General features: G+C 66.4%; 25 protein-coding genes. 7 read left to right on the top strand and 18 right to left on the bottom strand.

Features of this window, described 5'->3' with window-relative positions; genetic code table 11:
* Positions 1-111 (top strand): DNA translocase FtsK (locus tag EV560_RS36905; RefSeq protein ID WP_131858891.1); only part of this gene is annotated, 111 nt, incomplete at its 5' end.
* Positions 112-166: 55 nt separating this feature from the next.
* On the opposite strand, the gene EV560_RS26700 is transcribed toward EV560_RS36905, so the two are convergent.
* The 7 genes from EV560_RS26700 to EV560_RS26730 all read right to left on the bottom strand — a co-directional run bounded on the left by EV560_RS26700 (position 167) and on the right by EV560_RS26730 (position 7,529).
* On the bottom strand, positions 167-940 hold the full coding sequence (locus tag EV560_RS26700; RefSeq protein ID WP_131858892.1) for a class I SAM-dependent methyltransferase: 774 nt from the start codon (positions 938-940) through the stop codon (positions 167-169).
* A gap of 3 nt (positions 941-943) precedes the next feature.
* Positions 944-1,729 (bottom strand): ABC transporter ATP-binding protein, encoded by a 786-nt coding sequence (locus EV560_RS26705; RefSeq protein ID WP_131858893.1) that lies wholly within the window; start codon positions 1,727-1,729, stop codon positions 944-946.
* Between the two features lie 2 nt (positions 1,730-1,731).
* Positions 1,732-2,793 carry a FecCD family ABC transporter permease gene (locus EV560_RS26710; RefSeq protein WP_131858894.1) on the bottom strand — a complete coding sequence of 354 codons (1,062 nt, stop codon included), beginning with the start codon at positions 2,791-2,793 and terminating at the stop codon, positions 1,732-1,734.
* Between the two features lie 34 nt (positions 2,794-2,827).
* Positions 2,828-3,967, bottom strand: a complete 1,140-nt coding sequence (locus tag EV560_RS26715) for an ABC transporter substrate-binding protein (RefSeq protein WP_131858895.1) — start codon at positions 3,965-3,967, stop codon at positions 2,828-2,830.
* A 241-nt stretch (positions 3,968-4,208) separates the two neighbouring features.
* Positions 4,209-4,994, bottom strand: a complete 786-nt coding sequence (locus EV560_RS26720; RefSeq protein ID WP_131858896.1) for a 2-keto-4-pentenoate hydratase — start codon at positions 4,992-4,994, stop codon at positions 4,209-4,211.
* A gap of 22 nt (positions 4,995-5,016) precedes the next feature.
* Positions 5,017-6,594 (bottom strand): ABC transporter substrate-binding protein, encoded by a 1,578-nt coding sequence (locus tag EV560_RS26725; protein WP_131858897.1) that lies wholly within the window; start codon positions 6,592-6,594, stop codon positions 5,017-5,019.
* On the bottom strand, positions 6,591-7,529 hold the full coding sequence (locus tag EV560_RS26730; protein ID WP_165923653.1) for an amidohydrolase family protein: 939 nt from the start codon (positions 7,527-7,529) through the stop codon (positions 6,591-6,593). Before EV560_RS26730 ends, EV560_RS26725 begins: the two co-directional genes overlap by 4 nt.
* Positions 7,530-7,693: 164 nt before the next feature.
* Between EV560_RS26730 and EV560_RS26735 the strand changes: the two genes are divergently transcribed.
* On the top strand, positions 7,694-8,176 hold the full coding sequence (locus EV560_RS26735) for an Lrp/AsnC family transcriptional regulator (RefSeq protein WP_131858899.1): 483 nt from the start codon (positions 7,694-7,696) through the stop codon (positions 8,174-8,176).
* Between the two features lie 16 nt (positions 8,177-8,192).
* Here EV560_RS26735 and EV560_RS26740 read toward each other — a convergent pair whose 3' ends face one another.
* The 6 genes from EV560_RS26740 to EV560_RS26765 form a co-directional block, all read right to left on the bottom strand.
* Complete coding sequence (locus tag EV560_RS26740; protein ID WP_131858900.1) at positions 8,193-9,326, bottom strand: Gfo/Idh/MocA family protein; 1,134 nt, start codon at positions 9,324-9,326, stop codon at positions 8,193-8,195.
* A gap of 43 nt (positions 9,327-9,369) precedes the next feature.
* Positions 9,370-10,878, bottom strand: coding sequence for a tripartite tricarboxylate transporter permease (locus EV560_RS26745; protein WP_131858901.1), 1,509 nt, complete (start codon positions 10,876-10,878; stop codon positions 9,370-9,372).
* A complete protein-coding gene (locus EV560_RS26750; protein ID WP_131858902.1) occupies positions 10,878-11,339 on the bottom strand; it encodes a tripartite tricarboxylate transporter TctB family protein in 462 nt (153 codons plus the stop codon). Before EV560_RS26750 ends, EV560_RS26745 begins: the two co-directional genes overlap by 1 nt.
* Before the next feature lie 207 nt (positions 11,340-11,546).
* Positions 11,547-12,305: an SDR family oxidoreductase gene (locus EV560_RS26755; protein WP_131858903.1), complete on the bottom strand. Its 759-nt coding sequence runs from the start codon at positions 12,303-12,305 to the stop codon at positions 11,547-11,549.
* A 1-nt stretch (position 12,306) separates the two neighbouring features.
* Positions 12,307-13,080, bottom strand: a complete 774-nt coding sequence (locus EV560_RS26760; protein WP_131858904.1) for an enoyl-CoA hydratase/isomerase family protein — start codon at positions 13,078-13,080, stop codon at positions 12,307-12,309.
* The gene (locus EV560_RS26765; RefSeq protein WP_131858905.1) at positions 13,080-14,255 is read right to left on the bottom strand and encodes a CaiB/BaiF CoA transferase family protein; all 1,176 of its coding nucleotides are present in this window, start codon (positions 14,253-14,255) and stop codon (positions 13,080-13,082) included. Before EV560_RS26765 ends, EV560_RS26760 begins: the two co-directional genes overlap by 1 nt.
* 154 nt (positions 14,256-14,409) lie before the next feature.
* Between EV560_RS26765 and gcvA the strand changes: the two genes are divergently transcribed.
* The 3 genes from gcvA (at position 14,410) to EV560_RS26780 (ending at position 17,628) form a co-directional block, all read left to right on the top strand.
* Positions 14,410-15,324, top strand: a complete 915-nt coding sequence (gene gcvA / locus EV560_RS26770) for a transcriptional regulator GcvA (RefSeq protein WP_165923654.1) — start codon at positions 14,410-14,412, stop codon at positions 15,322-15,324.
* Between the two features lie 130 nt (positions 15,325-15,454).
* Positions 15,455-16,429: a Bug family tripartite tricarboxylate transporter substrate binding protein gene (locus tag EV560_RS26775; protein ID WP_131858907.1), complete on the top strand. Its 975-nt coding sequence runs from the start codon at positions 15,455-15,457 to the stop codon at positions 16,427-16,429.
* A 134-nt stretch (positions 16,430-16,563) separates the two neighbouring features.
* Positions 16,564-17,628, top strand: coding sequence for a Gfo/Idh/MocA family protein (locus tag EV560_RS26780; protein ID WP_131858908.1), 1,065 nt, complete (start codon positions 16,564-16,566; stop codon positions 17,626-17,628).
* A gap of 104 nt (positions 17,629-17,732) precedes the next feature.
* Here the strand turns inward: EV560_RS26780 and EV560_RS26785 are convergent, their stop codons facing one another.
* From EV560_RS26785 to EV560_RS26800, 4 genes are all read right to left on the bottom strand, one after another.
* Complete coding sequence (locus EV560_RS26785; protein ID WP_165923655.1) at positions 17,733-18,629, bottom strand: alpha/beta fold hydrolase; 897 nt, start codon at positions 18,627-18,629, stop codon at positions 17,733-17,735.
* Positions 18,630-18,876: 247 nt separating this feature from the next.
* Complete coding sequence (locus EV560_RS26790; protein ID WP_131859165.1) at positions 18,877-20,112, bottom strand: CaiB/BaiF CoA transferase family protein; 1,236 nt, start codon at positions 20,110-20,112, stop codon at positions 18,877-18,879.
* Between the two features lie 71 nt (positions 20,113-20,183).
* Positions 20,184-20,636, bottom strand: a complete 453-nt coding sequence (locus EV560_RS26795; RefSeq protein ID WP_248312223.1) for a MaoC family dehydratase — start codon at positions 20,634-20,636, stop codon at positions 20,184-20,186.
* Between the two features lie 10 nt (positions 20,637-20,646).
* On the bottom strand, positions 20,647-21,090 hold the full coding sequence (locus tag EV560_RS26800) for a hypothetical protein (protein ID WP_131858911.1): 444 nt from the start codon (positions 21,088-21,090) through the stop codon (positions 20,647-20,649).
* Between the two features lie 260 nt (positions 21,091-21,350).
* Here EV560_RS26800 and EV560_RS26805 point away from each other — a divergent pair, with 260 nt between their 5' ends.
* On the top strand, positions 21,351-22,301 hold the full coding sequence (locus tag EV560_RS26805) for a LysR family transcriptional regulator (RefSeq protein ID WP_131858912.1): 951 nt from the start codon (positions 21,351-21,353) through the stop codon (positions 22,299-22,301).
* Positions 22,302-22,304: 3 nt separating this feature from the next.
* Here EV560_RS26805 and EV560_RS26810 read toward each other — a convergent pair whose 3' ends face one another.
* Positions 22,305-22,901 carry a glutathione S-transferase family protein gene (locus tag EV560_RS26810; RefSeq protein WP_165923656.1) on the bottom strand — a complete coding sequence of 199 codons (597 nt, stop codon included), beginning with the start codon at positions 22,899-22,901 and terminating at the stop codon, positions 22,305-22,307.
* A gap of 273 nt (positions 22,902-23,174) precedes the next feature.
* Between EV560_RS26810 and EV560_RS26815 the strand changes: the two genes are divergently transcribed.
* Complete coding sequence (locus EV560_RS26815) at positions 23,175-23,921, top strand: SDR family NAD(P)-dependent oxidoreductase (protein WP_131858914.1); 747 nt, start codon at positions 23,175-23,177, stop codon at positions 23,919-23,921.
* The last annotated feature ends 40 nt before the right edge of the window (positions 23,922-23,961 follow it).

Here is a 23,961-nt window from a genome sequence, read left to right on the forward strand (position 1 = left end):
GGCTATAACCGCGCTGCCTCGATCATGGAGCGGATGGAGAACGAGGGCATCGTCGGCCCCGCCAACCACGCCGGAAAGCGTGAGATCCTCGTCGATGGCGTTGATCTGTAGCGCATCGGCCCGAAAAGCGGCTTCCGCGTTTCGGAGAAACGCGGAAATGCTCTAGTCAGCGCTTCTCGGCAAGGAGTGCGAAGCGGGTCGAGGAGCCGAGCCGGATGGCGTCGTGCACCGGCGCCGTCATTTGCTGGGCCCTGACGACCTGGATGTAATCCGCCGGTTGGATGTTCACGAAGCCCGCAGCCGTGAGCATTCCCTTCAACCGGTCCTGACTCAACCCGTCCTTGAAGAAGAAGCGCTGGCTGATCGAAGCATGGGTGTCGCTGTCGATCTGATGGACGGGCGCACCCCGGCGGTCGCGCAGCCAGTTGCCGAAGCGGTTGATCAGGGCCTGCAGCCTGGTGCGATTGATCCAGTCGCCATCGATGACGAGCAGGCGCCCGCCCGGCCTGAGCACGCGGAACCATTCGGCGAAGGCCGCTTCAGGATCGGTCAGCGTCCAGACCAGATGGCGGGTGATCAGCGCGTCATAGCTCGCGTCGGAATCGAGCAGGCGCTCGGCATCGCCGAGCAGGATCCGGGCGGATTTGCCGTGCTTGGCGCGGGCCCGCTCGATCATCGCCTCGGAGAAATCGAGCGCGGTGACGCGATGGTTCAGCGAAAGCAGCGCGCGGGTGATCTCGCCGGTGCCGCAGGCGAGGTCGAGCACGTCGATCGGCTTCGGTCCGAACGAGTCGCGGAGCAGGCGCTGGAAAGCCTGCATCTCCCGGTCGGACTTGATCGCGTGGCCGTATGAGAGATCGAAAGTCTCGGCACGAACCGACCAATAGGCGCGGATCTCCTCCTTGAGGGAGAAGTTGTCTTGGGGCGTGGGTGCCGGCATGGCTCAGTGGACCTGGATATAGGGCTCGACCAGAAGCGTGCCGCGGGCCGAGCGTTCGAGATGCACGCCGACCGCATATGTCTCCGAGACGGCCGGATGCGCAAGCACCTTGTCGGGTTCTCCCGCCTGGGCGATGCGGCCCTGGTTCATCACCAGGATATGGTCGGCGAAACGCGCCGCCAGCGAGAGATCGTGGATCGCGACCACGGTGACGATGCCGCGGCGGCGGGTGGCGGCGCGGATCGTCGCCATGACGTCGAGTTGGCGGCGGACATCGAGCGCGCTGGTCGGCTCGTCGAGGAGCAGCGCGTCGGGCTCGCGCACCAGCGCCTGGCCGATCGCGGCAAGCTGGCGCTGGCCGCCCGAGAGCGTGCCGATATCGCGCGAGGCGAAGGGAGCGAGGCCGAGCTCCTCGATCACCGCCTCGACGGCCCTGACATCCTCGGGCGAGGCGGACAGGGCGAAGCCACGATGCAGGCTCTTGCGGGCGAGCAGGATGATGTCGAAGACCGAGAGCGCGACGCGCGCCTCGGTATCCTGCGACAGGTAAAACACCTTTCGGGCGCGCTCGCGGGCGGAGAGGCCGGAGAGGTCGTTGCCGTCGAGACTGACGCGGCCGCTCCTGGCGCGCAGCAGCCCCGCGGCGCAGCGGAACAGGGTCGATTTGCCCGAGCCGTTGGGGCCGACCAGCGCGGCAAGGCTGCCGCGCGGAAGCTCGCCGGTGCTCAGGCCCTGCAGCACGGGCGCCGCACCATAGCCGAAATGCACGTCCTGGACGGAAAGCGCCATCCTCAGGCTCCCTTGCTGCGGATCGACATGACCAGGCTGATGAAGAAGGGCACGCCGATCAGGGCGGTGATGATACCGATCGGGTAGATCACGCCGGGATTGATCGCCTTCGAGACGCTGGAGGCGAGCGAGAGCAGGGTGGCGCTGGCGATCGTCGCCACCGGCAGGAAGAAGCGCTGATCCTCGCCGACGAGCAGCCGCGCGATATGCGGGCCGACGAGGCCGATGAAGCCGATGCCACCGACGAAGGAGACCGAGACCGCCGCGAGCAGGGATGTCGCGACCAGGATCTCCAGCCTGAGACGGTCGACACGCACGCCGAGGCTTTCGGCCCGCTCGTCGCCGAGGCGCAGCGCCGTCAGCGCCCAGCCGCGCATCAGGAAGAAGGGCAGCGCGACCGCGATCAGCACGGCAGCGATCTCGACCTTGCCCCAGGTGGCGCGCGCCAGGCTGCCGAGCGTCCAGAACACGATCTGCGTCAGTTGCACCTCATTGGAACGGTATTGCAGCAGCGCAGTGATGGCGTTGCAGGTGAAGAGCAAGGCGATGCCGACCAGGATCATCGTCTCGGCGCTGACGCCGCGCAGCTTGGTCATGAAGAAAAGGACGAGCGAGGCGGAGAGCGCGAACACGAAGGCATTCGCCGTGACGATGAAGACGCCGGCGCCGGGAATGATGCTCCAGCCGAAGACGATCGCCACGGAGGCGCCGACCGTCGCCGCGGCCGAGACGCCGAGCGTGAACGGATCGGCCAGCGGATTGGAGAGGATCGTCTGCATGCCGGCGCCGCTGAGGCCGAGCATGGCGCCGACGGTCAGCGCCATCAGTGCGATCGGCAGTCGCAGGTCCCAGACGATGACCGAGAGACGCGGCTCGACGCCGGAGGGATCGGCCAGCGCCCTGAGCACGTCGCTCAGCGCCAGGTTGCCGGGGCCGATCGAGACATCGAGCGCGACCGCGAAAACGAGCGCGGCGAGGCCGAGCACGATCAGCTTCACCCGGCGTGCATTGCGCTGGCGATAATCTGCGGAAGCGCTGGCGCTCACGGGCAGTACTGCGGTCATCTTGCGTGGCGGCTCAGGGACTGCGGTGCCAGGCTCACTGGAGCTTGGCCCAGAAGATGCCGGAATAGGTGATCGGCAGGAACTTCTCGTGGAATTCCTTGAACACCGCCTCCGGATCGACGTCCTTGAACAGGTCGGGATAGAGCTCCTTGGCCATGGCGAGCTCGGCGACGAAGTAGAAGGGCGCGTCATAGAACTGGTGGTAGAAGGCCATCACCTTCTTGCCCTGGACGGCCTTGAGCTGGGGGAAGCCGGGGCGCTGCATCAGGGCCGAAAGCTCCTTCTGCACCTTCTCGGTCGTCGCGTCATAGCCGAGGCTGACGGCGGCGCTGCCGGGATTGCTGCCGTACCAGTTGGCCCCAGTGAGGAAATAGACGTCCGGATTGTCGGAGAGCACCTTCTCCTGCGCGGCCTCGGCCTGGAAGCCGGTGAAGAACTGGCTGCCCCAGTTGCGCCCGCCGGCCTCCTCGATGAAGCGGCCGAAATTGGCCGGGCCGAAGGTCGCGCAGCAGGGCAGCAGGCCGGCGGCGCGCTCGACGAACACCATCGGCTTCTTCTTGTCCGGGATCGCACCGACGCGGGCATAGATGCGCCGGGTCTGCTGCAGATAATAGTCCGAGAAGGCGGTCGCCTCCTTCTCGCGGCCAAGCACGCGGCCCAGCAGCTGAACGCTCGGCAGCACGTTCTGCGTCGGGTCCTGGCGGAAATCGACGAAGATCGTGGCGATGCCGGCCTTCTCGAGCTTGCCGAGCAGCCCGGTCTCCTGCGCCTTGAAGTAGTTGGACAGGTCGAGGATGTAGACCTCGGTGCCGAGAGAGGCGATCTTCTCCATGCTGACATCGGCCGCATAGGGGTTGCCCATGTCGGCGACGTCCTTCGCCTTCGGGAATTTGGCGAGGTATTTTTGCCAGGCACCGGGATCGTTCTGGATCAGGTCGTTGCCCCAGCCGACGACGCGCTTGAACGGATCATCGCGGTCGAGCATCGCCAGCGTATAGAGCTGGCGGCCTTCGCTGAGCACGATCTTCTGTGGGTCCTTGGTGACCTTGACGACGCGGCCGGCGAGATCGGTGACCTCGATCGTCTCGGCGGCGGCGGCCGCAGTGAAGAGAGCGGCGGCGGAGAAGGCGAGGGCCGAGACCCAGCGGCGCAGCGAAACGGAGGGGGAGAGCATAATTTGTCTTCCGGCTAGGGAGTATTAGCCAGCCGCTATCACGGGTATACCGCCCGCATCAAAGCAATTCTTGTTCTTTAGATTTAGTCTAAATAGCAGATACAAGTATTTCCGCGTGACAACCACGGCGGCGCAGGGCGCGAGCTTGGCTGAATCTTCCGTCCATCGGCGCGCGAATGGCGGGCAGGCGGCCGTGACCGGGCCGCGGGCGGCCCGGCCTTCCACAGGGCTGTGCGCTGGCTCAGCCGGCGGTCACGGTCAGCGCGACGCTGCCGAGCCCCTCGATCTCGAACGCGTAGGCCTCAGGAGTCTTGGGGAAACGGGTCGTGACCAGGCTGCCGGTCATGACGATCTCGCCGGCGCGCAGGGCCTGCCCTCGTGCGGCGAGATGGTTCGCCAGCCAGGCGAGCGGGGCGAAGGGATGGCCGAGCACGTCCCGGCCATGGCCGCGATCGACCTCGGCGCCATTGCTCTTGACGATGCCGAGCACCGACTCGAGCGCGGGCCAGGTCGGTCGGAATTCCGACAGCACGATGCCGGCATTCCAGGAGTTGTCGGCGACGAGCGAGAGGATATCGAGCTCGGCATAATTCGCGGCGCGGTCATCGACGATCTCGATCGCGGCGCAGACGCCGTCGACATAAGCGGCGACGCTCTCCGCCGTGAAGGGCGCCTCCTGCGGGGGCAGATCGCGGGCCATGCGCACGGCGATCTCGAATTCGAGGCCGAGGCGGCCATAGGCCGGGATCGCGACGCTGGCGCCGCTGGCGTGCACGCGCTCGGCCAGGACCACGCCGGCAATCGGGGAATCGATGCCGCACATGGCCTGCATGCGCTGCGAGGTCAGGCCGATCTTGTAGCCGACGGGCTTGCCGTGCTTGGCCTGCAGCAGCGGCACAAAGCCGTCCTGGATCGCATAGGCGTCGTCGAGCGAGGCTGCGCCATTCGCCGCCGCGAAGGGGCGAAACTGCTCATTCTGCTCATGCTCGCGCAGCAGCCGCTGCGCGAGTTCGTTGGCATTGCGCATCTTGTCCTCCCGGAATGGCGCTTCAGGCCTTGTCGATGCCCCAGAAGACCGGGAAGCCCTTGCCGACGCCGCTGATCGTCTTCCTGTATGCCGTGGCATAGAGGTACTGGCCAAGCGGAATATAGGGCACGTCCTCGAAGGCCTGGACCTGGATCGCCTCGGCGGCCTTCTTGCGCGCGGCCTCGTCCGGAGCCGAGAGCCAGGCGGCGCGCAGCTCTTCCAGCTTCGGGCTGCTCGGCCAGCCGGGCGCCGCCGAGGCGCCGTTGCTCCAGAGCATCGTGTGGGTCATCGGGTTGAGCTGGTCGAGCCCTCCGGTGAAATTGTCGATCACGCTCCAGCCGCCGGCATCGACGCCGTCGCGCTTGGCGCGGCGCTGCACGACCGTGCCCCAGTCGGTCGCCTGATAGTCGACATTGAAGCCGAGCTTGACCAGGAGGTCGCGGCCAACCTCGGCGACGGCCGAGAGGATCGGGATGTCGGTCGCGCCGAGCATGACGATCTTCTCGCCCTTGTAGCCGGCAGCGACGATCGCCTTGCGGGCTTCGTCGATGCTGAGGGGCGAGGGCATGCCGGCGCTGTTCGCCATCGGCGTGCCCGGGCAGAAGAAGCCGACGCCGTCCTTCCACATCGACTTGTCGTCTCCGACGGCGGCCTGCATGAAATCGGCCTGCGTGACGGCGCGGAGCACGGCGCGGCGGATCGCCGGATTGTCGAAGGGCGGGTGAAGCTGGTTCATCCGCATGATGCCGATATAGCCGGCAGGATCCTGGATCTCGACCTTGAGATTGGCGTCCTGCTTCAGGATCGGCAGAAGGTCGGGGATCGGCAGCTCCCACCAGTCGATGCCGCCTGTCTGGAGGGCGGAGCTGGCCGTGGAGGAATCCGGGATCGTGTGCCATTCGACCCGGTCGAATTTCACCACCTTCGGGCCCGCCATCCAGTCGGTGGTGCCGGTCGGGCATGGAACATAGCCGGCAAATTTCTCATAGACGGCGAGGGCGCCGGGCTGGCGCTCATCCGTCTTGAAGCGGAACGGCCCGCTGCCGATCATCTCGGTGACCTGCTTGAACGGATCGGTCTGGGCGATGCGCTCGGGCATGATCGCGGCGAGGTTGTTCGTCGCCTTGCCGAGGACATCAGGCAATTGCGGGAAGGGCCGCTTCAGCTTGAAGACGATCTTGCGATCGCCCGAGGCCGAGACCTCGTCGCAGGCGGCCATCAGCAGCATGCCCATGCTGTCGCGCTTGCCCCAGCGCTGGATGCTGGCGACGCAGTCGCGCGCGAGCACGGGCGTGTTGTCGTGGAACTTCAGCCCCTCGCGCAGGGTCAGTGTCCACTGCAAGCCGTCGTTCTCGACGACATGGCCCTCGACCATTTGCGGCGAGGTGCGGAAATTGCTGTCCTGGCCATAAAGCGTGTCGAAGACCATGGCCGCGTGGTTGCGGGTGACATAGGCCGTGGTCCAGACCGGATCGAGCACGGCGAGATCGGCCTGCGGAATGAATTTCAGCAGCTTCGCGCCTTGCGCCCGGGCGATGGAAGGCGCGGCGAGGCTGCTCGCCGCGAGCGCCGAGCCGATCAGGAATTCACGCCGCCTCATGGCTGCACCTCGTTCTGTCTGGATGTCGTGTCGATGCGGTAATAGCGGACCGCGTTGTCATGGAAGATCGCGCGCTGCTCGTCGGCCGAGAACGGCTCGAGCATATCCTTCAGCCGCTCGCAGATATCGGCGAAGCTCATGCTGCGCCGGGCGACCGGATAGTCGCTGCCGAACAGGGTGCGCGACGGGCCGAAAGCCTCGACGATGGGCAGCACCGTGGCCTTGAGATTGTCGAGCGAGCGGTCGGGATCGTAGGCGCCGTAATTCGAGAGCTTGATCGCGATGTTCGGCGCCTTGGCCATGGCGGCGAGCCCGGCGCGCCAGCGCGCGAGACCCTCTGCGTCGCGGTCGACCGGGCTCGCGCAGTGGTCGACCACGAAGACCTGATCGGGAAAGTCGAAGGCGAGCTTCGCGACATCCTCGGACTGATAGGGGTTCATCAGCAATTCGAGCAGCAGTCCGTGGCGTTCCAGGAGCTTCAGGCCGCGCCGCCAGTCCGGATCAGTGAGCAGTGGCTTGTCGGTCCAGCGCTTTTTCGGATCGGGATGCCAGCGAACGGTCTCGCGCAGGCCGGCTACAGCGGGGAATTCGGCCTGGCGCTCGACCATGCGCTCGGCATCATCAGCGTCGAGCTTGGCATAGACGACATAGCGCGTGGCGAGGCCGCCGGGCTTTTCGGCCGCCTCGAACCAGAGCGTCTCCTCGACCGGATCGCGAGCGCGGTCCCAGAGCGCCTCAATGCAAACCGTTGCGACGACATTCTGGCCGGCGGCATCGGCCCAGTAGTCGGGCGCGAGATAATTCTTGCGCATGTAGGAGATGTCGCCGAGCGCGCCGATGCCGGAGGCCGCGTCGGTCAGCCAGGGATGGCGCTTGAGGTCGAGATCCCAGAGATGGTGATGAGCATCGACGATCGGGCCGTCGTAGCGCGCCATGCAAACCCCCCTGCAGCCGGTTCCGCGCCCTCTCGCCATTCGGGAGGGCCGACATGAAAGCTCAATCTAGCTCAGGGCCTGCGATCTTTCTTTTCAAATTCGGCGGGTTCTGCGAGAGCCTTCGGCATGAACATTTCAAGGAAGCCCTGGAAGGCGAAACATTCATGTCGACCAAGCTGGACCGAATGGACTTAAAGATCATCGAGGCCTTGCAGGAGGATGCGCGGCTGTCGAGCGCGGAGCTCGCCGAGCGCGTCGCGCTGACGGCCTCGCCCTGCTGGCGCCGGGTCAAGCGGCTGGAGGAGGAGGGCGTGATCACCGGCTATCATGCCGAGGTCGACCCCGCCCGGCTCGGCTACAAGGTGATGGCCTTCGTCCACATCTCGCTGGCGCGCAAGGACGCGGCCAATGTGCGCGCCTTCGAGCAGGCGGTCGCGGCGATCCCGCAAGTGATCGCCTGCTATTGCGTCTCCGGCCGCTACGACCATCAACTGACCGTGGTCGCGCGCGATCTGGAGGAGTTCGGCCAGTTCGCCCGCGACCAACTCGGTGCGTTGCCGGGTGTGGCGGAGGTCTACAGCGCCTTCGTGATGCAGAACGTCAAGACGCGCGGGCGCCTGCTGCCGCACTTGGACGGCGCAGGCTGACGGGGAGCGAGCTGGCTCAGCCCGCGCGCGGCACGCTCTTGCGCTGGCCGCTCTCGGCCGAAGCCTCGATCAGCTCGAGCAGGCGCTGATGCTCGAGCGCGTCGGCGAAGCTGGGCAGGGCCGGCGTGCCGTTGCGGATCGCCTCCGCCAGCCGGACCAGGAGCTGCGCGCTGAAGAAGGGCGGCCCGGCCGGCATATCGGGCGGCGCCATATTATAATGAGTGGGCACGTCGAGCTCCTTGAACTCGCGGGCGCCGCGCCGGGCGCTCATCACGGCGAGGTCGGCGCGCTGCAGGCCAACCGTGGTGACGACCACCGGCGGCCTGGTGGCGATGACGAGGTCGCCGTCGGTGCCGTTGATCTCCAGGCGCACGCCGGTCGGCGCGTACATGTCGGTCTTGATATGGAGGCTGGCGACGGCGCCGCTTTCGAGCCGGCCCTGGACCAGCAACTGGTCGGGCGCGGTGACGTCGAGCACCTCATTGGTGCCGACGATGGCGGTCTTCTTGTGCTGCGTGGTCAAGACCGCCGAAAGCTCCGAGAAGCCGCCGAGCATGTGCTTGAGGCTGTCGAGCGAATGGCCGCCGGCGACCGTCAGGGCCGTGGCGCCGGCGCGCTTGTCGGTGCGGTAGGCTTCGCCCGGCGGCAGCTTCGCGCCGGAATTGGCGAGCGATGACGTGAAGGTATAGGAGATGACCTCGCCGACATGGCCGTCGCGGACGAGATCACGGATGAAGTTCAGGGTCGGGTTGGCGCGGCCCTGCAGGCCGACCATGTGCTTGACGCCAGAGGCTTCCGCCGCGCGCAGCATCGACTGCGCCTCGGTGCTGTCGAGCCCGAGCGGCCATTCGCAGAAGACGTGCTTGCCGGCATCGGCCGCGGCCTCGACCAGTTCCCTGTGCTGCGCGACCTTCACCGCGACGATGACGAGGTCGACATCCTCGCGGGTGACGAGCTGGCGCCAGTCGGCGAGCGCATGGGGCACGTTAAAGCGCTTCGCCGTCTCGTCAGCGCTCTCCTGGCGCGTGGTGCAGACGGCGGTCACCGCATATTGCGGCAGCTTCGCCAGGGCGGGCAGATGCGCGGTGATGCCCCAGCCGCGCTCCGGGTTCGCGCCGATGATACCGACGCGGATCTGCTGTTCAGCCATGTGTGATGTCCTTTGAAACGGTGTCGGGTCCGCCGGCGCAGGCTCAGCGATCCTCGACGAAGGCGGTCTCGCGCGTCTTCTGGAAGGAGGGCAGCATGATCAGGATCAGCAGCGCGACGGCGGCGGCGAGCAGCACGGCGCTGATCGGGCTGGTGACGAAGGTCATCGGATTGCCGCCTGAAAGCTGCATCGCCCGGCGCAGGTTCTCCTCCATCAGCGGCCCGAGCACGAAGGCGAGCAGAAGCGGCGCCGGCTCGAAGCCCCATTTCATGAAGAGATAGCCGACGAAGCCGAACAGGATGAGCAGCGTGACGTCGAAGGTGCTGTTGTTGAGCGTGTAGACGCCGATGCAGCAGAACACGATGATCGCCGGGTAGAACAGGTGGTAGGGGATCTTCAGGAGCGCGACCCAGACCCGGATCAGCGGCAGGTTGATCACCACCAGCATGATGTTGCCGATCAGCATCGAGGCGATGACGCCCCAGAACAAGTCGGGATTCTTGGCCATGACCTGCGGACCGGGCTGGACGCCGTGGATCATCATCGCGCCGGCCATCAGGGCGATGACGGCATTGGCCGGAATGCCGAGCGTGAGCAGCGGAATGAAGGAGGTCTGCGCACCGGCGTTGTTGGCCGATTCCGGTGCGGCGACGCCCTCGACCGCGCCACGGCCGAAGCGCTGCGGCTGCTTCGAAAGGCGCTTCTCGGCGGAATAGGCGACGAAGGAGGACAGCATCGCGCCGCCGCCGGGCAGGAGGCCGAGGAAGAGGCCGATGCCGGTGCCGCGCAGCACCGCCTTCCAGGCGCGGCGGAAATCATCGAGCGTCGGCCAGAGATTCTCGATGCGTCCGCTGATCGTGACGCGCTGCTCCGGCTTCTCCAGATTGGAGATGATCTCGGCGATGGCGAAGAGGCCCATGGCGAGCGGCACGAAATTGATGCCGTCGGCGAGGTCGGGAATGCCGAAGGTCATGCGCCTGGCGCCGGATTCGACATCGGTGCCGACCGAGGCGAGCAGCAGGCCGAGGATGATCATCGCCAGTGCCTTCACCAGCGAGCCCTGGGCGAGAACGATCGCGGCGACGAGGCCGAGCACCATCAGCGAGAAATAATCGGCCGGGCCGAAGGCGAGCGCGACTGCGGCCAGCGGCGGGGCGAAGAGCGCGATGAAGAAGGTCGCGACGATGCCGGCGAAGAGCGAGCCGAGAGCGGCGACGGCGAGCGCGGCGCCGGCGCGGCCTTGCCGGGCCATCTGGTAGCCGTCGAGGCAGGTCACGACCGAGGAGTTCTCGCCCGGCAGGTTGACCAGGATCGCCGTGGTCGAGCCGCCATATTGCGCGCCATAATAGATGCCGGCGAGCATGATCAGCGCCGAGGTCGGCTCCAGGTAGAAGGTCGCGGGCAGCAGCATCGCCACGGTGGCGACCGGGCCGATGCCGGGCAGGACGCCGATCAGCGTGCCGACCAGCGCGCCGATGAAGCAATAGAGCAGGTTGATGGGCAGGATCGCGATGCTGAGCCCATGCAGCAGGCCGGCGAGACTATCGATCATCACAGGCTCCCGAAGCTCGGCCAGACCGGCATGGACAGGCTGAGGCCCTTGACGAAGACGCCGACGCTGAAGGCGGCGAGGATCGCGGCCATCGCGGCGATCTGCAGCGCACGCGTCTCGCGGTTGGCCATGGCCGAGATCAAGACCACGCCCACCACGGCGACGACCAGGCCGAGGCGCTCGAGCGTCGCGGCGAAGAAGGCGACGCTGGCGAGCACGAAGATGATCGGTCGCGGCACCCAGCGCTCGAGCGGCGGTCCCTCGCTCATCACGCCCTGGACGAGCATGATCAGGCCGAAGCAGAGCTGGATGATGCAGAGCAGGCGCGGTGCGTAGCCCGGCCCCATCTCCAGCGTCGTGCCCTGGCGCAGCGGCGCGCAGAGCCAGAGCGCCAGCAGCGCGACGGCTATCAGGAACAGGCCGCCGATGACGTCATTCGGGTTTCGGATCTGCTTCAGCATGCCCGTTTTCCTCCTCGAGAGCGCGCGCCTGGCTCTTGCGGCCGGCACGTTCTGGTCTTGTCGTTGCAGTCCGGGCTCTGCGGCCCGTTCCCTCTGGTCTTATCGCTTGAGCATTTTCGCGCTTCTCCGAACCGCGAAAATTCTCTAACTATCTGTTTTGACGCATTTTCTTCAGGCGAACCGATATCCACTTCGCTCGAAAATGCTCTAGCCTATCAGACGCCCGCCATCGACGGGCATGACGATGCCCGTGACATATTCGGCTTCGTCCGAGGACAGGAAGACGGCGGCGGCGGCGATATCCGTCGGGCGACAGAGGCGCCCGAGCGGGATCGTGGTCACCAGCCGGTCATGCGCGGCCTCGGCTTCCGCCTCGTCCTTGAACATTTCGGCGAACATCGGCGTGCGCCCGACGGCGGGCGCGATCGCGTTCACGCGGATGCGGTCCGGCGCGAATTCGCCGGCCATGGACTGGGTGATCGAGATCACCGCCGCCTTGGTGGCGTTGTACCAGGTCATGCCCGGGCGCGGGCGCATCGCCGTCACCGAGGCGATGTTGATCACCGAGCCGCCGCCGACGCGGCGCAGAACCGGCATGGCATGGGCCGCCATGTGATAGAGGCTCTTGATGTTGATCGTCAGCAGCCGGTCGACCTCGGCCTCTGGCGTGCGGCCGGTGCGGGAAGGGTGCTGCGTGATCGCGGCATTGTTGATCAGGACATCGAAGCCGCCGAACTGGGCATCGACCTGCTTCACCATCGCCGCGACCGAGGGGCCGTCGGCGACATCGCATTGCACCGCGATCGCTGCGCCAGCGCCGGATTCCGCCGCGACCTGCTTCGCCGAGTCGAGATTGAGGTCGACGCAGGCGACGCGCGCACCCTCGGCGCGGAAGCGCCGCGCCATCTCGGCGCCGTAACCCGAGCCCGCGCCGGTGATCAGTGCCGTCTTGCCGTCTAGCCGCATCTTATCGTCCCACGAAAACAGGTTGGCGCTTTTCGACGAAGGCGCGCTTCGCCTCCTGCGCATCCTCGGTCCGGCCGAGCTTCGTCGTCATCTCCTGCTCGAAACGGTAGCCGTCGCGCAGGGTGAGGTTCTCGACCAGATTGAAGGAATCCTTGATCAGCTGGATCGCGAGCGGGCTCTTGGCGGCAAGCTCGGCCGCCAGCGCCATCGCCGCCGGCATGAGCTCGGCAGCCGGCCGCAGCTCGTCGACCACGCCGAGCCGGTAGAGCTCGGCCGTGGTGATGCGCCGCCCGGTCAGGAGCAGGCGGCGCGCCATGGTCGGGGTGAAATGGCGCTGCAGGAACTTGACGCCGCCGGCCAGGCCGACATCGACCTCCGGCATGGCGCAGAACGTGTCCTCGTCGGCAATGATCATGTCGCAGGACAGGGCCAGCGCGAAGCCGGCGCCGAGGGCCGGGCCGCTCAGCGCTGCGATGACCGGCTTCGGGCAGTCCATGACTGCGTAGAAGACCTCGCGCACCAGCCGGTTGAGGCGCCGATAGTCTCCGGCGTGCGGGGTCAGGGCGGCACGCTCCTTGATATCGGCGCCGGCGGAGAACGAGCGGGTGCTGCCGGTCAGGACGATGGCCCTGACATCCTCACGATCCGACAGATCGTCGAACATGTGCAGCAGCTCCTCGCGGAGCTCGCGGCTGAGCGCGTTCACCGGCGGGCGGCTCATGGTGACGGTGGCGACGCTGTCCGCCACCGCCAGGCTGAGATGCTTGAACTCCATCACTGGCTCTCGCTGGTTGCCATGGCTGGGGCAGGCGCGGCGGCGGCGAGCTCGCGCCTGATCTCGGCGCCGTGCTCGTCGAGCACGGGTGGCGGGGTCATGACGATGCCGTCGCGATTGCCGTCATAGACGATCGGGGTGCGCAAGGTGCGGACCTCGCCCTCGGTCGGGTGGACCAGCGTCCGGTCGATGCCGAGATGGCGCACCTGCGGGTCGGCGACGACCTCGTCGGCGCCCAGCACCGGCGCGTGCGGCACGTCCGCAGCCTCCAGCAGCGGCAGCCAATGGGCCCGCGGCTGGCTGGCGAAGATCGGCCGCAGCACGTCCTCGAGCTGATCGTGGTTGCGGACGCGGTCCATGCGCTGGACGAAGCGCGGGTCCTGGGCCAGGTCCGGCCGGCCGATCGCCTGCAGCAGGCCGTTCCAGAACTTTGGCGGCGAGGAGAGATGCAGCGCGATGGTGCGGCCATCGGCGCAGCGGAAGGCGAGCGATTGCGAAACCCGGCCGCGATCGCGCGGGGAGGGCACCTTGCCGTTGACGAAATAGCCCTGGAACTGCTCGACGGCGAAATGCATCGTCGCTTCCAGCATGGAGATCTCGACGAGGCGGCCCTGGCCGGTGCGCTCGCGCTCCATCAGGGCGCCCATGATGCCGAGGGCGGCATAGAGGCCGGTTACCGAGTCCGAGACCGCCGGACCGACGATGCGGGGCTCCTCTGGCGAGACGAACATGCTGAGGAAGCCCGAGACCGCCTGCGCAACTGTGTCATAGGCCGGGCGGCGCGCGTAGGGACCGTCACGGCCGAAGCCAGTGATCTCGCAATGGACCAGCCGCGGATTGAGGGTGCGGGCCTGTTCCGGGCCGATGCCGAACCTGTCGGCGGCGCCCGGCCGCGAGTTCTGGATCAGCACGTCGGCCCCAGCGATCAGATCACGAAAGGCCGCTTGGTCCTGCTCCAGCTCGAAATCGAGCGCGATCGAACGCTTGTTACGGTTGAAGGCCTGGAATTGCGGGCCGTAGAGACCCTTCTCGAAGCTGCGGAACGGGTCGCCGCTGCCGGCGCGCTCGACCTTGACGACGTCGGCGCCGAGATCGGCAAGCAGCATCGCCGCATAGGGGCCGGTGATGAAGCGGCCGAACTCGATGACGCGGATGCCCGCTAGGACGCGGGTCATGGCTGCGGACCCTGGAACGAAGGAGGGGAAAGGCGCTGCACGGCCCGAACATCTCGATTGCGTGACATGCAACGAGGGGAGCGACTTGGTGCTTTCAATGCAAACCAAGTTAGATCAATCTCGGTTGCAGTTTTTTAAATCGAAATGCCCCGCCATGCTGCGCCTGCCGCCGTTGAACGCCATCCGGGTCTTCGAGGCCGCCGGGCGCCATCTCAGCTTCAAGGATGCTGCAACCGAGCTCTGCGTGACGCCGGGCGCGGTCAGCCGGCACGTGATGAACCTGGAGCAGCATCTCGGCGAGCGGCTGTTCGAGCGCCATCATCGCGAGGTCCGGCTGACGCAGCTCGGCGAGCTTTATCTGGCGACGGTGCGCCGGACGCTGACCGAGCTTTCCGACGCCACGGAGGCGCTGGCCGCGATCCGCGCCAAGGGGTTGCTGCGGCTGAAGGTGCCGCCGACCTTCGCGACGCTCTGGCTGGTGCCGCGGCTCGCCCGGTTGAAGGCGCAGCATCCCGACCTCACCCTCCAGATCACCACCTCGCATGACCAGACCCGCTTCGCCGCCGACGAGATCGACGCCGCGATCGGCTATGGCGGCGATTATGGCGCCGATATCCAGGTCGATCGGCTCTTCGGCGAGGTGATGGTACCGATCGTGGCGGGGGCGCGGGACGGGCAGGGCACTGTTTCCATCCCGCCCGAGTTGCTCGTGCAACGCACCCTGCTGCATTCGAGCCATCGCATGCAGGATTGGGGGCAATGGCTCGCGGCGGCGGGGCTTGGCCAAGTTGACCGCAACGAGGGGCTGGTCTTCGAGAATTCGAGCCTGACCTTCCGCGGCGCGATCGAGGGCGTCGGCGTCGCGCTGACCCAGGTCGCCTTCGCACTCGACGAGCTCGAGAACGGTCGGCTGGTCATTCCCTGCGACATCCACTTGCGCGACGAGACCGCCTATGTGTTTGCTGTCCCGCGCGCCCGGCTGCGCGATGCGCGCGTTCAGCGCTTCCGCAACTGGATCGTCGAGGAGGCCCGCACGACCCGGGAGCGGGCGGCCCGTTTCCGCATCTGAAAACAGCCTTCGATCTTTGCATCCGCCGCACGTTGGATGTTCCAAAACCGGAACGCCCTGATCGTTGACGCAAAGGCGGGCGCTGTTAGCATTTCGACCAAAGGACAAGAAACTGTCGGGGAGGATCGAAATGCGCAGAATGTTGACGGGCCTGATCGCGTCCGTAGTGATGGCCATGAGCGCGCCGGTATCGGCGCAAGAATTTCCCAGTAAGCCCGTCCGCATTGTCGTGCCGTTCCTGCCTGGCGCCGGTAACGACGTCCTGGGCCGATTGACGGCGGAGCATCTGAGCCCGCGGCTCGGCCAGCCTGTGACGGTCGAGAACAGGGCCGGCGCAGGATCGCAGATCGGCGTCGACTTCGTCGCGAAGTCTCCGCCCGACGGCTATACGCTGCTCTGGGCGGCGTCGGACGGCATCTCGGTGCTGCCGGCGGTCAAGGACAACATGCCCTACAAGGTGCCGGACGATTTCACCTTCGTCTCGCGCATCGTCGAATTGCCCTTCGCGCTGGTGGTCTCCTCGAAGCTGCCGATCAACTCGGTGGCGGACCTGCTCGCCTATGCCAAGGCCAATCCGGGCAAGCTGCGCTACGGCACGTCCGGCGTCGGCGGCGTGCCGCATATGGGCACGGTGCTGATGGAGAAGCGCGCCGGCATCAAGCTGCAGCACATTCCCTATCGCGGCGTCGCGGCAGTGGTGAACGACCTGCTTGGCGGCCATGTCGATATCGGCTTCGTCACCCCGCCGACCATCAAGCCGCATGCCGGCTCGACCGACAAGATCAGGATCATCGCGACCACCGGCACGAAGCGCCATGCGCTCTTCCCGGATGTGCCGACCCTGATCGAGGCCGGCATTCCCGATGCGGTCATCACAGCCTGGTACGGCGTGCTCGCGCCCGCCAAGCTGCCGGCGCCGGTGCTCGACAGGCTGACCAAGGACCTGCGTGCGACGCTCGCCGATCCGCAGGTGCAGCAGCGGCTGGACCAGCTCGGCTACACGCTCTCTCCGCTCGAAGGCGCGCCGTTCCGCGACTTCGTGGTCAACGACCTCAAGACCTGGACGGCGCTCGCCAAGAGCGAGAACATCAAGGTCGAGGAGTGACCTGAAAAATACTGCCGCGCGCCGTTCCGGCGGTGCGCGGCCCCTCACAATTGCCAAGGCCGTGTCGATCTGCCCAACGCCCCGCGCTTGCGGGGCGAGCCTTATCGCACGCCACGCGACGAGAAGGCGAACTCATGAAGCAGCGGGTCATCCATGTCGGCATCGGCGTCTTCGGGCGCCGCTGGTGCAGCGAATTCCTCAAGACCAATGTCGCCGACGGCACGATCGAGGTCGTCGCCATCGTCGACCTCAACCCGGAGGCGCTGGCCTTCGGCGCCGCCCAGCTCGGGCTGCCGGCGGAGCGCTGCTACCAGGACGCCGCGAAGGCCTTCGCCGAAGTGAAGGCGGATTTCTGCACGGTCGTGGTGACGCCCGCCCATCACGAGGCGATCATCGACCTCGCGCTGGCGCATGGGCTCGACATCCTCTGTGAAAAGCCGATTGCCGATACGATGGCGGCCTCCCTGCGGATCGCGCGCAAGGTCGAGGCGGCCGGGCGCAAGATGGCGGTGACGATGAGCCACCGCTTCGACCAGGACAAGACGACGCTGCGCCGGATCGTGCGCTCCGGCATCCTCGGCAAGATCAACCATGTCAGCCTGCGCTTCCTCGGCGACATGCGCCAGCACATGGCCTGGAGCTCGCTGTTCCGGCACCAGATGGCCGATCCGCTGCTGATCGAAGGCGCGATCCACCATCTCGACATCATCGCCGACTTCGCCGGCGCACCCTGCCGGACCGTCTATGCCAATACCTGGAAGCCGAGCTGGGCCGAATATGCCGGTGATACCGACGGCATCGTGACCATGGAATTCGAGAACGGCGTGCGTGCGCTCTATGAGGGCTCCTGCGCGCATTCGACCGGGCTCAACACCTTCTACAAGGAGTATATCCGCGTCGATGGCGAGCACGGCAGCGCGATCCTGCATCATCGCGATGTAGAGGTGTTCATGCGCCAGGATATCTGGCGCCAGCAGAGCCGTGAGGGCACCGGCCAGAAGGTGCCGCTGCTCGAACAGCGCAAATGGATCAACAACTGGTTGATCGAGCTGTTCTGCCAGTGGCGCGACGGTGGGCCGGCCCTGGAGACGCAGGTCGCGGCGAATGTCCAGGCCTCGGCACTGGTCTTCGGCGCAATCGAGAGCAGCCGCAGCGGCAAGGTGGTGGAGCTGCAGGAGCTGCTTGCGCAGGCGGCCTGAAGCAGTCCGCAGCGCAAGCCGAGCAAGGTGAGGCGCTGGGAACCCTCTCCCGGATGGGAGAGGGCAGGGTGAGGGACGGGATCCCGCGCGCTTCCCGGAAAAAGTCAGCGCTTATTCGCGTCCTCGACCAGCGCCGTCAGCTCGCGGTTGAAGCGCTCGGTCTCCTCCCAGAAGGGCGAGTGGCCGACGCCGTCGTAGTAGGACGTCTTGGCGTGCGGCACGGTCGCCGCCGTATAGAGGCTCGCCGCCTTGAGCACCGCCTTGTCGGAATTGCCGTGGCTGACCAGCACCGGCACCTTCAAGCCCTTCAGCATGGCCTCATACGGCGTCTGGCGGCCGCCGAGATTGACCCGCACATAGGCCGGGGTGAGCTGGTTGAAGGCGACCATCCGCTCGAAATCCGCCTGTGCCGGCTGCTTCTCGAAGCAGAAGCGGATGAATTCGGCCACCGAACGCGTCTGCGTCAGCAGGTCGGGGCTGCCCATGCCGGCGGAGGCGTCGCCGGCCGGCGCGCCGGCATTGCTCGCGGCATTGGTCAGTGCCGCGACATAGCTCACCGCCGCGACATTGCCGTCGCCATAGACCATCAGGTAGTCGCTGACGACGCGCCCGGCATAGCTCCAGCCGACCAGCGTCGGCTTCTCCAGCTTCAGCGTGTCGATGATCGCCTTGACGTCGTCGGCCCAGCGCTTGTTCTCGTGATAGGCCGCCTTCTCGACCGGCTTGTCGGAATTGCCGTGGCCGCGCAGGTCGAAGGTCACCATCCGGAAGCGGCGCGCCATCTCGGGATCGGTGACCTGCTTCAGCCAGGACATGAAGGCCTGGGAATAGCCATGGACGAACAGGATGGCGGGTCCTTGCGGATTGCCCCATTCCTGCACCGAGAGCTTGACGCCGTCGGGCGAGGTCACGGTGTAGGGCTTATAGGGCAGGGCCGGCGGCTGCTGCGCGAACACGGGCGTCGCCAGCAGCAATGCCAGCGCCAGGGCGGCGATCTTCATATGTTTCCTCCCATTGTTATTACGCCCCGAGGTTAGGCCGGTGGCGCCGGGAGGAGAGCGGCCGGGCTTTGCAAAGCGGCTGTTCGGGCCGTGAAAGCATGCTCCCGCGAGAGGAGCCGCCATCGTCATTGCGAGCCCCGGGCCTTGGCTTCGGCAAGCCCGAGTACAGGCTCCGCGAAGCAATCCAGGAGGTCTCGCGCAGTCCCCTGGATTGCTTCGCTGCTCGCAATGACGGCAGGAAAACGCGCTATCCGGCCTTGGCGACCTTGCGCTCCGGCCCAGAACCCTCGCTGAAGGCGCCGGCCTCGGCGAGCCTCCGGATCTCGTCGGGCGCGAGGCCGTAATCGGCCAGGATCTCGTCGCGATGCTGGTCGAGCAGCGGGGGCGCATGGCGGGTCTCGGCCGGCGTCCCGGTCAAGCGGAACGGGCTCGAGACCGCCTTCACCGTTTCGCCGGCATAATCGAACTCGGTGACGCCGCCGGATTCGGCGAGCTGCGGATGCTCCGCCGCCTCGCCGGCATTGTTGACCTTGGCGACATTGACCTTGACCGGGCCGAGCCGCTCGATGACCTCCTGGCTCGAGAGCTGCCGCGTCACCGCCGAGATCGCCTCGATCACCTCGGTGCGGTGGGTCTGGCGGTCGCGCACCGTCTTGTAGCGGGGGATGGCGAGGCGCTCGGCATCGAGCGCCTGGGCGCAACGCTGCCACATCGCATCGCTCGGCGCGATGATGACGACGCTGCCATCGGCCGTTGGGAAGACCTGGTTGGGCACGCTGAGATGGTTGGCCGTGCCCATCGGCTTCCGGACGGTGCCGTCGATCCAGTACTCGGAATAGAAATAGTTCATGAGATGGGCCGAGCTCAGCAGCAGCGAGGCCTCGATGCGCTGGCCCTTGCCGGTCTGGGTGCGGCTGTAGAGCGCCGCCAGCACGGCGCCGACCAGGGCGAGCGAGCCGTGCAGGTCGACCGCCGCGGTGCCGATGCGGACCGGCGGACGGCCGGGCTCGCCGGTCAGGCTCATCAGGCCGCTATGGGCCTGGAGCGCGAGATCATTGGCGCCGATCTCCGAGAGCGGGCCGGACGGGCCATAGGCATAGAACTCGCCATAAATCAGGCCGGGATTGGCGTCGTTCAGCGAGTCGTAGTCGAGCTGCCATTTCCGCATCGCGCCCGGCCGGAAATTATGGACGGCGATATCGCATTGCGTCAGCAGCTTGCGCGCGACCTCGCGGCCGGCCTCGGAACCGAGGTCGAGCGCGATCGAGCGCTTGTTGCGGTTGAGCGCAAGGAAGGAGGGGCTGACGCCGAGCCGCGGCTCCGTGCCCTCGGTCAGGCCGAGATAGCGTGCCTCGTCGCCGCCCAGCGGCGCCTCGACCTTGACGACATCGGCGCCGAGATCGCCGAGGATCTGCGTGGCAGCCGGTCCCGCGAAAACGCGTGAGAAGTCCACGACCCTGATGCCGTCCAATGCGCCTGCCACGTCACTCGTCCATTCTGCTGTGGTATCGTCCGGCTGCGGCCTTGCTCCGCCACGGCCCATCCTGTCTCGGTTCAACGCGCCGGCGCGTAGACCAGCGCCTCGCCGACGGTCAGCTTCTTGCCGGTATCGTCCTCGCACCAGACATCGAACTGGTAGGCGGTCTCGCCCTCCGGCGTCTGCGTCGCGGCGGTGACGCGGGCGACGGAGATGACGATCTGGTCCTCGTAGATCGGCGCGATGTACTTGGTGCGCAGCCGGCCCTTTCCGGCGACGGCGCGCCCGAATGTGTCGAAGAGCAGGCCCATGATCCAGTTGGTCGAGATCATGCCGTCGGAGATGATGCCGGGCAGGCCCTGCTTCCTGGCGTAGTCGTCATCGTCATGGATCGTCGGATCCTGGGTATGGATGCGGCCATCGTCATGGGCGACGGTGGGCTGGGCATCGACATACCAGCGCATGCGCTCGCGGGTCATCGGGCGCGGGGCTGAGCGTAGCTCGGAGCCGATCTGCAAGGTCGTTGTCATCATCGTCTCCTCAGGCCGCGGCCGAGTCTGCGCCGCGATAGGCGAGGATGGCGGTGTCGCGATAGGCGATCAGCAATTTGCCGTCCGAGGCGCGCCGCAGATCGATCGTCATCACGACATAGTCGCGGCCCTTCTTCTGGTAGCGCTCGATCACCTCACCGGAGACGCTGAGCTTCTCGCCGACGGGCACCTCGGCATGGATGGTCGCATCGTATTCATAGTGGATGCGGGCGCTCGGGCCGGTGCCGAGCGGGCAGCCATGGCGATAGAGCCTGAGCTTGTCGAGATGAACCAGCGTCGGCGGCGCGATTGGATTGTCTATGCCCTGCAGGAATTCGTGATGCAACTCGTTGGCGTGGCTATACTCCCGCACCACGAAGGCACTCATCGTGTATTCGACCGGGCCGATCTTGTCGCCCACGTCGAGATCCGAAACATATTTGCCTGTCGCCACGTGCGTCCTCGCCGAAGTTCTGTCGCTTGTCTGACAGGAGGATAGGAGCCCGTTTCGCGCCCCTGAAGGCGCAGTGCGCGAGCAGGAACTTTTCATCCGCCGCAAATGACTGCGTGAAAGCCGGCAAAAGCCACGATGTTCTTGAATTTCGCTGGGCTTGGTGCCGGAATGGGCAAACCTGCAACACCGCCATCGCTTGCACGCCAAGCCGGCTCTCAATAGGCTTCCTTCCAAAATAAGCAAAGATCGAGGAGGACGTCATGGAGTGGCTGCGCGCCGCGGAACTGTTCGTGAATGTCGTGCAACTGGGCAGCCTGTCGGCGGCGGCGCGCCGCTGCGGCGTCTCGCCCGCGACAGTGTCGCGGATCATCCATTCGCTCGAGGAGGATGTCGGCGGGCGGCTGCTGAACCGCACCAGCCGCAAGCTCAACCTGACCGAGGCGGGCGAGTTCTACTACAACAAGGTCGACCAGATCCTGCACCAGATCCAGGAGGCGAACGAGAGCGTCGCGCGGCTGCAATCGAGCCCGCGCGGCACCTTGCGAGTGCATTCGCGCATGCTGGTCGGCAACCAGTACATCGTGCCGGCGCTGACCGAGTTCTCGCGGCGCTATCCCGAGATCAGCGTCGACCTCCTGCTCTCGAACTATGCGGTCGATCTCGTCGCGCAGAACATCGATGTCGATATCCGCATCGGCAAGATGGAGGACTCTGCGCTGATCGCGCGCAAGCTTGCGCAGGCGCATCGCGTGGTCTGCGCCACACCGCGCTATCTCGCAACCGTGCCGCCGCTTGAGACGCCGGATCAGCTCGGCGCCTATAACTGCCTGACGTATCGGCTCAATCTTGGCCGCTCGGTCTGGCGCTTCATCGATCCGGAGGGCAAGCTCAGCGAGGTTCCGGTCAGTGGCAACCTGCAATCCGACAACGGCCGGGCGCTCCTGCAGGCGGCGCTCGCCGGGCAGGGTATCGTGATCATGCCGGACTGGGCCGTGCGCGACGAGCTGGCGAGCGGCGCGCTGGTCCGGCTGCTGGCCGATTATCAGGTCAGCAATCTCGATTTCGACAACGGCATCTACGCCGTCTTCCAGCACGCGACGCAGGTTCCGAGCAAGATCCGGGTCTTCGTCGACTACATCGCCGGCTATTTCAAGGAACAGCTCGGTGAGCCGCCGCGCCAGCGCGAGCCGGCGAATTTGCGGGTGGTGTAGCGATCAGCTCGGCTCTGTCGCCGCCATCGAGGGGCGTTCGAGCAGCCTGGCGTAGAAGGCCGCCAGGCGTGGGTGCTTGATGCCCTCGAATTCCGGCAGGCGGCGCGCGGTGTAGCCGATGGCGCAGGCGGTCGCGACCACGCCGAGGTCGAATTCCGGCGCGGCCGGGTCGATCGTGCGCTCCATCTCGTCGAGGCAGCGCTGGACCTTGCCGAAATGCCAGGCGATGAACTCGGCCGATTGCTCGCCCTCCGGCCGCAGCCGCTCGTTGCGGACGAGGATCGCCGCCTCGATGATTCCGTCGGCATCGGCGATGCGCGTCAGCGCCCGCCAGCGCGCCGGGCCGCTCGCCGGGAGCAGCCGCGTCTTGCCGAACTCTGCGTCGAGATATTCGGCGATCACGGGCGAATCCTTGATCGTCAGCCCGTCGCCGGTGACGAGGAAGGGGATCTTGCCGAGGGGATTGAGCGGGATCACCGCTTCCGGCTTCTGGCGCGGATTGACGTCGATGAGCTCGACCCTGTCCTGGAGGCCGTGCTCGTGGATCACCACGAAGACCTTGCGGGCATAGGGCGACATGCTGTTTGCGTAGAGACGCATCGCGATCATCCTCGAGACTTGGCCACGCGGCATTGCCGGCACCGACCCTTGAGGTCTAGCGGCCCATATTCGCGCCCGCCAGAGGATGGTCCGGACAGCAGCTTTGCGCGGGGCGGAAACCGGCCGCACGAGAGGGCCGATCCCTCCAGCCCCTGAAAATCTGGTTTGCGCCGCGCCCTGTATCCGGCCGCCGGACTGCAAAATAGCATTCGGGCAGCCGGGAGGGGCGTTGTCCGCCATGCCGGCCTTTTCTTGCGCAGGACGAACGAACCCATGAACAAGATCGACCTCGACGGCCGCGTCGCCATCATCACGGGAGGCGCCGGCGGGATCGGCCTCGCCACGCTTGAACGTTTCGTCGCTTCAGGCGCGAAGAGCGTGATCTGGGATCTCGACGAGACCCTGATCGCCGAGGCGGCGGCACGCTTTCCCGGCACGACGGGCCTGCGCGTCGACGTGACCGACGAGGATGCGGTCAAGCGCGCTGCGGCGGAGACCTTCGCGCAGAACGGCAAGATCGACATCCTGGTGAATGCGGCCGGCGTCACCAATCCCCGGACGCTGGTGGTCGAGTACTCGCTGGCCCTGTGGCGGCGGATGATCGACATCAACCTGACCGGCACCTTCCTGTGCTCGCGGGAGGTCGTGCCCTTCATGCAGAAGGTCGATTATGGCCGCATCGTCAATCTCGGCTCGGTCTCGGGCAAGGAAGGCAACCCGTTCAGCTCGGGCTATTCCGCCTCGAAGGCGGCGGTCCATTCGCTGACCAAGTCGCTCGGCAAGGAACTGGCCAAGACCGGCATTCGCGTCAACGCGGTGGCGCCGGCGATCATCGCGACCAAGAACCTGTTCCACGACATGCCGGAGGAGATGCGCAATCTCTGGGTCTCGCGCGTGCCGATGGGGCGGCCGGGGCAGCCCGAGGAGGTCGCGGCGATGATCGCCTGGCTGGCCTCCGAGGATTGCAGCTTCTCGACCGGGGGCATCTTCGACCTGTCGGGCGGTCGCGCGACCTATTGAGCATCCGGGCGACAAGGCCCTCGCCGTTTGAGACCGCCGC

This window comes from Allobosea sp. BK604 (assembly GCF_004341515.1).
Taxonomy (GTDB): Bacteria; Pseudomonadota; Alphaproteobacteria; order Rhizobiales; family Beijerinckiaceae; genus Allobosea.

Coding starts and splice junctions, on each gene's coding strand:
- EV560_RS26700 (WP_131858892.1), bottom strand. CDS start 940: ATGCCGGCACCCACGCCCCAAGACAACTTCTCCCTCAAGGAGGAGATC.
- EV560_RS26705 (WP_131858893.1), bottom strand. CDS start 1,729: ATGGCGCTTTCCGTCCAGGACGTGCATTTCGGCTATGGTGCGGCGCCC.
- EV560_RS26710 (WP_131858894.1), bottom strand. CDS start 2,793: ATGACCGCAGTACTGCCCGTGAGCGCCAGCGCTTCCGCAGATTATCGC.
- EV560_RS26715 (WP_131858895.1), bottom strand. CDS start 3,967: ATGCTCTCCCCCTCCGTTTCGCTGCGCCGCTGGGTCTCGGCCCTCGCC.
- EV560_RS26720 (WP_131858896.1), bottom strand. CDS start 4,994: ATGCGCAATGCCAACGAACTCGCGCAGCGGCTGCTGCGCGAGCATGAG.
- EV560_RS26725 (WP_131858897.1), bottom strand. CDS start 6,594: ATGAGGCGGCGTGAATTCCTGATCGGCTCGGCGCTCGCGGCGAGCAGC.
- EV560_RS26730 (WP_165923653.1), bottom strand. CDS start 7,529: ATGGCGCGCTACGACGGCCCGATCGTCGATGCTCATCACCATCTCTGG.
- EV560_RS26735 (WP_131858899.1), top strand. CDS start 7,694: ATGTCGACCAAGCTGGACCGAATGGACTTAAAGATCATCGAGGCCTTG.
- EV560_RS26740 (WP_131858900.1), bottom strand. CDS start 9,326: ATGGCTGAACAGCAGATCCGCGTCGGTATCATCGGCGCGAACCCGGAG.
- EV560_RS26745 (WP_131858901.1), bottom strand. CDS start 10,878: ATGATCGATAGTCTCGCCGGCCTGCTGCATGGGCTCAGCATCGCGATC.
- EV560_RS26750 (WP_131858902.1), bottom strand. CDS start 11,339: ATGCTGAAGCAGATCCGAAACCCGAATGACGTCATCGGCGGCCTGTTC.
- EV560_RS26755 (WP_131858903.1), bottom strand. CDS start 12,305: ATGCGGCTAGACGGCAAGACGGCACTGATCACCGGCGCGGGCTCGGGT.
- EV560_RS26760 (WP_131858904.1), bottom strand. CDS start 13,080: ATGGAGTTCAAGCATCTCAGCCTGGCGGTGGCGGACAGCGTCGCCACC.
- EV560_RS26765 (WP_131858905.1), bottom strand. CDS start 14,255: ATGACCCGCGTCCTAGCGGGCATCCGCGTCATCGAGTTCGGCCGCTTC.
- gcvA (WP_165923654.1), top strand. CDS start 14,410: ATGCTGCGCCTGCCGCCGTTGAACGCCATCCGGGTCTTCGAGGCCGCC.
- EV560_RS26775 (WP_131858907.1), top strand. CDS start 15,455: ATGCGCAGAATGTTGACGGGCCTGATCGCGTCCGTAGTGATGGCCATG.
- EV560_RS26780 (WP_131858908.1), top strand. CDS start 16,564: ATGAAGCAGCGGGTCATCCATGTCGGCATCGGCGTCTTCGGGCGCCGC.
- EV560_RS26785 (WP_165923655.1), bottom strand. CDS start 18,629: ATGAAGATCGCCGCCCTGGCGCTGGCATTGCTGCTGGCGACGCCCGTG.
- EV560_RS26795 (WP_248312223.1), bottom strand. CDS start 20,636: ATGACAACGACCTTGCAGATCGGCTCCGAGCTACGCTCAGCCCCGCGC.
- EV560_RS26805 (WP_131858912.1), top strand. CDS start 21,351: ATGGAGTGGCTGCGCGCCGCGGAACTGTTCGTGAATGTCGTGCAACTG.
- EV560_RS26810 (WP_165923656.1), bottom strand. CDS start 22,901: ATGCGTCTCTACGCAAACAGCATGTCGCCCTATGCCCGCAAGGTCTTC.
- EV560_RS26815 (WP_131858914.1), top strand. CDS start 23,175: ATGAACAAGATCGACCTCGACGGCCGCGTCGCCATCATCACGGGAGGC.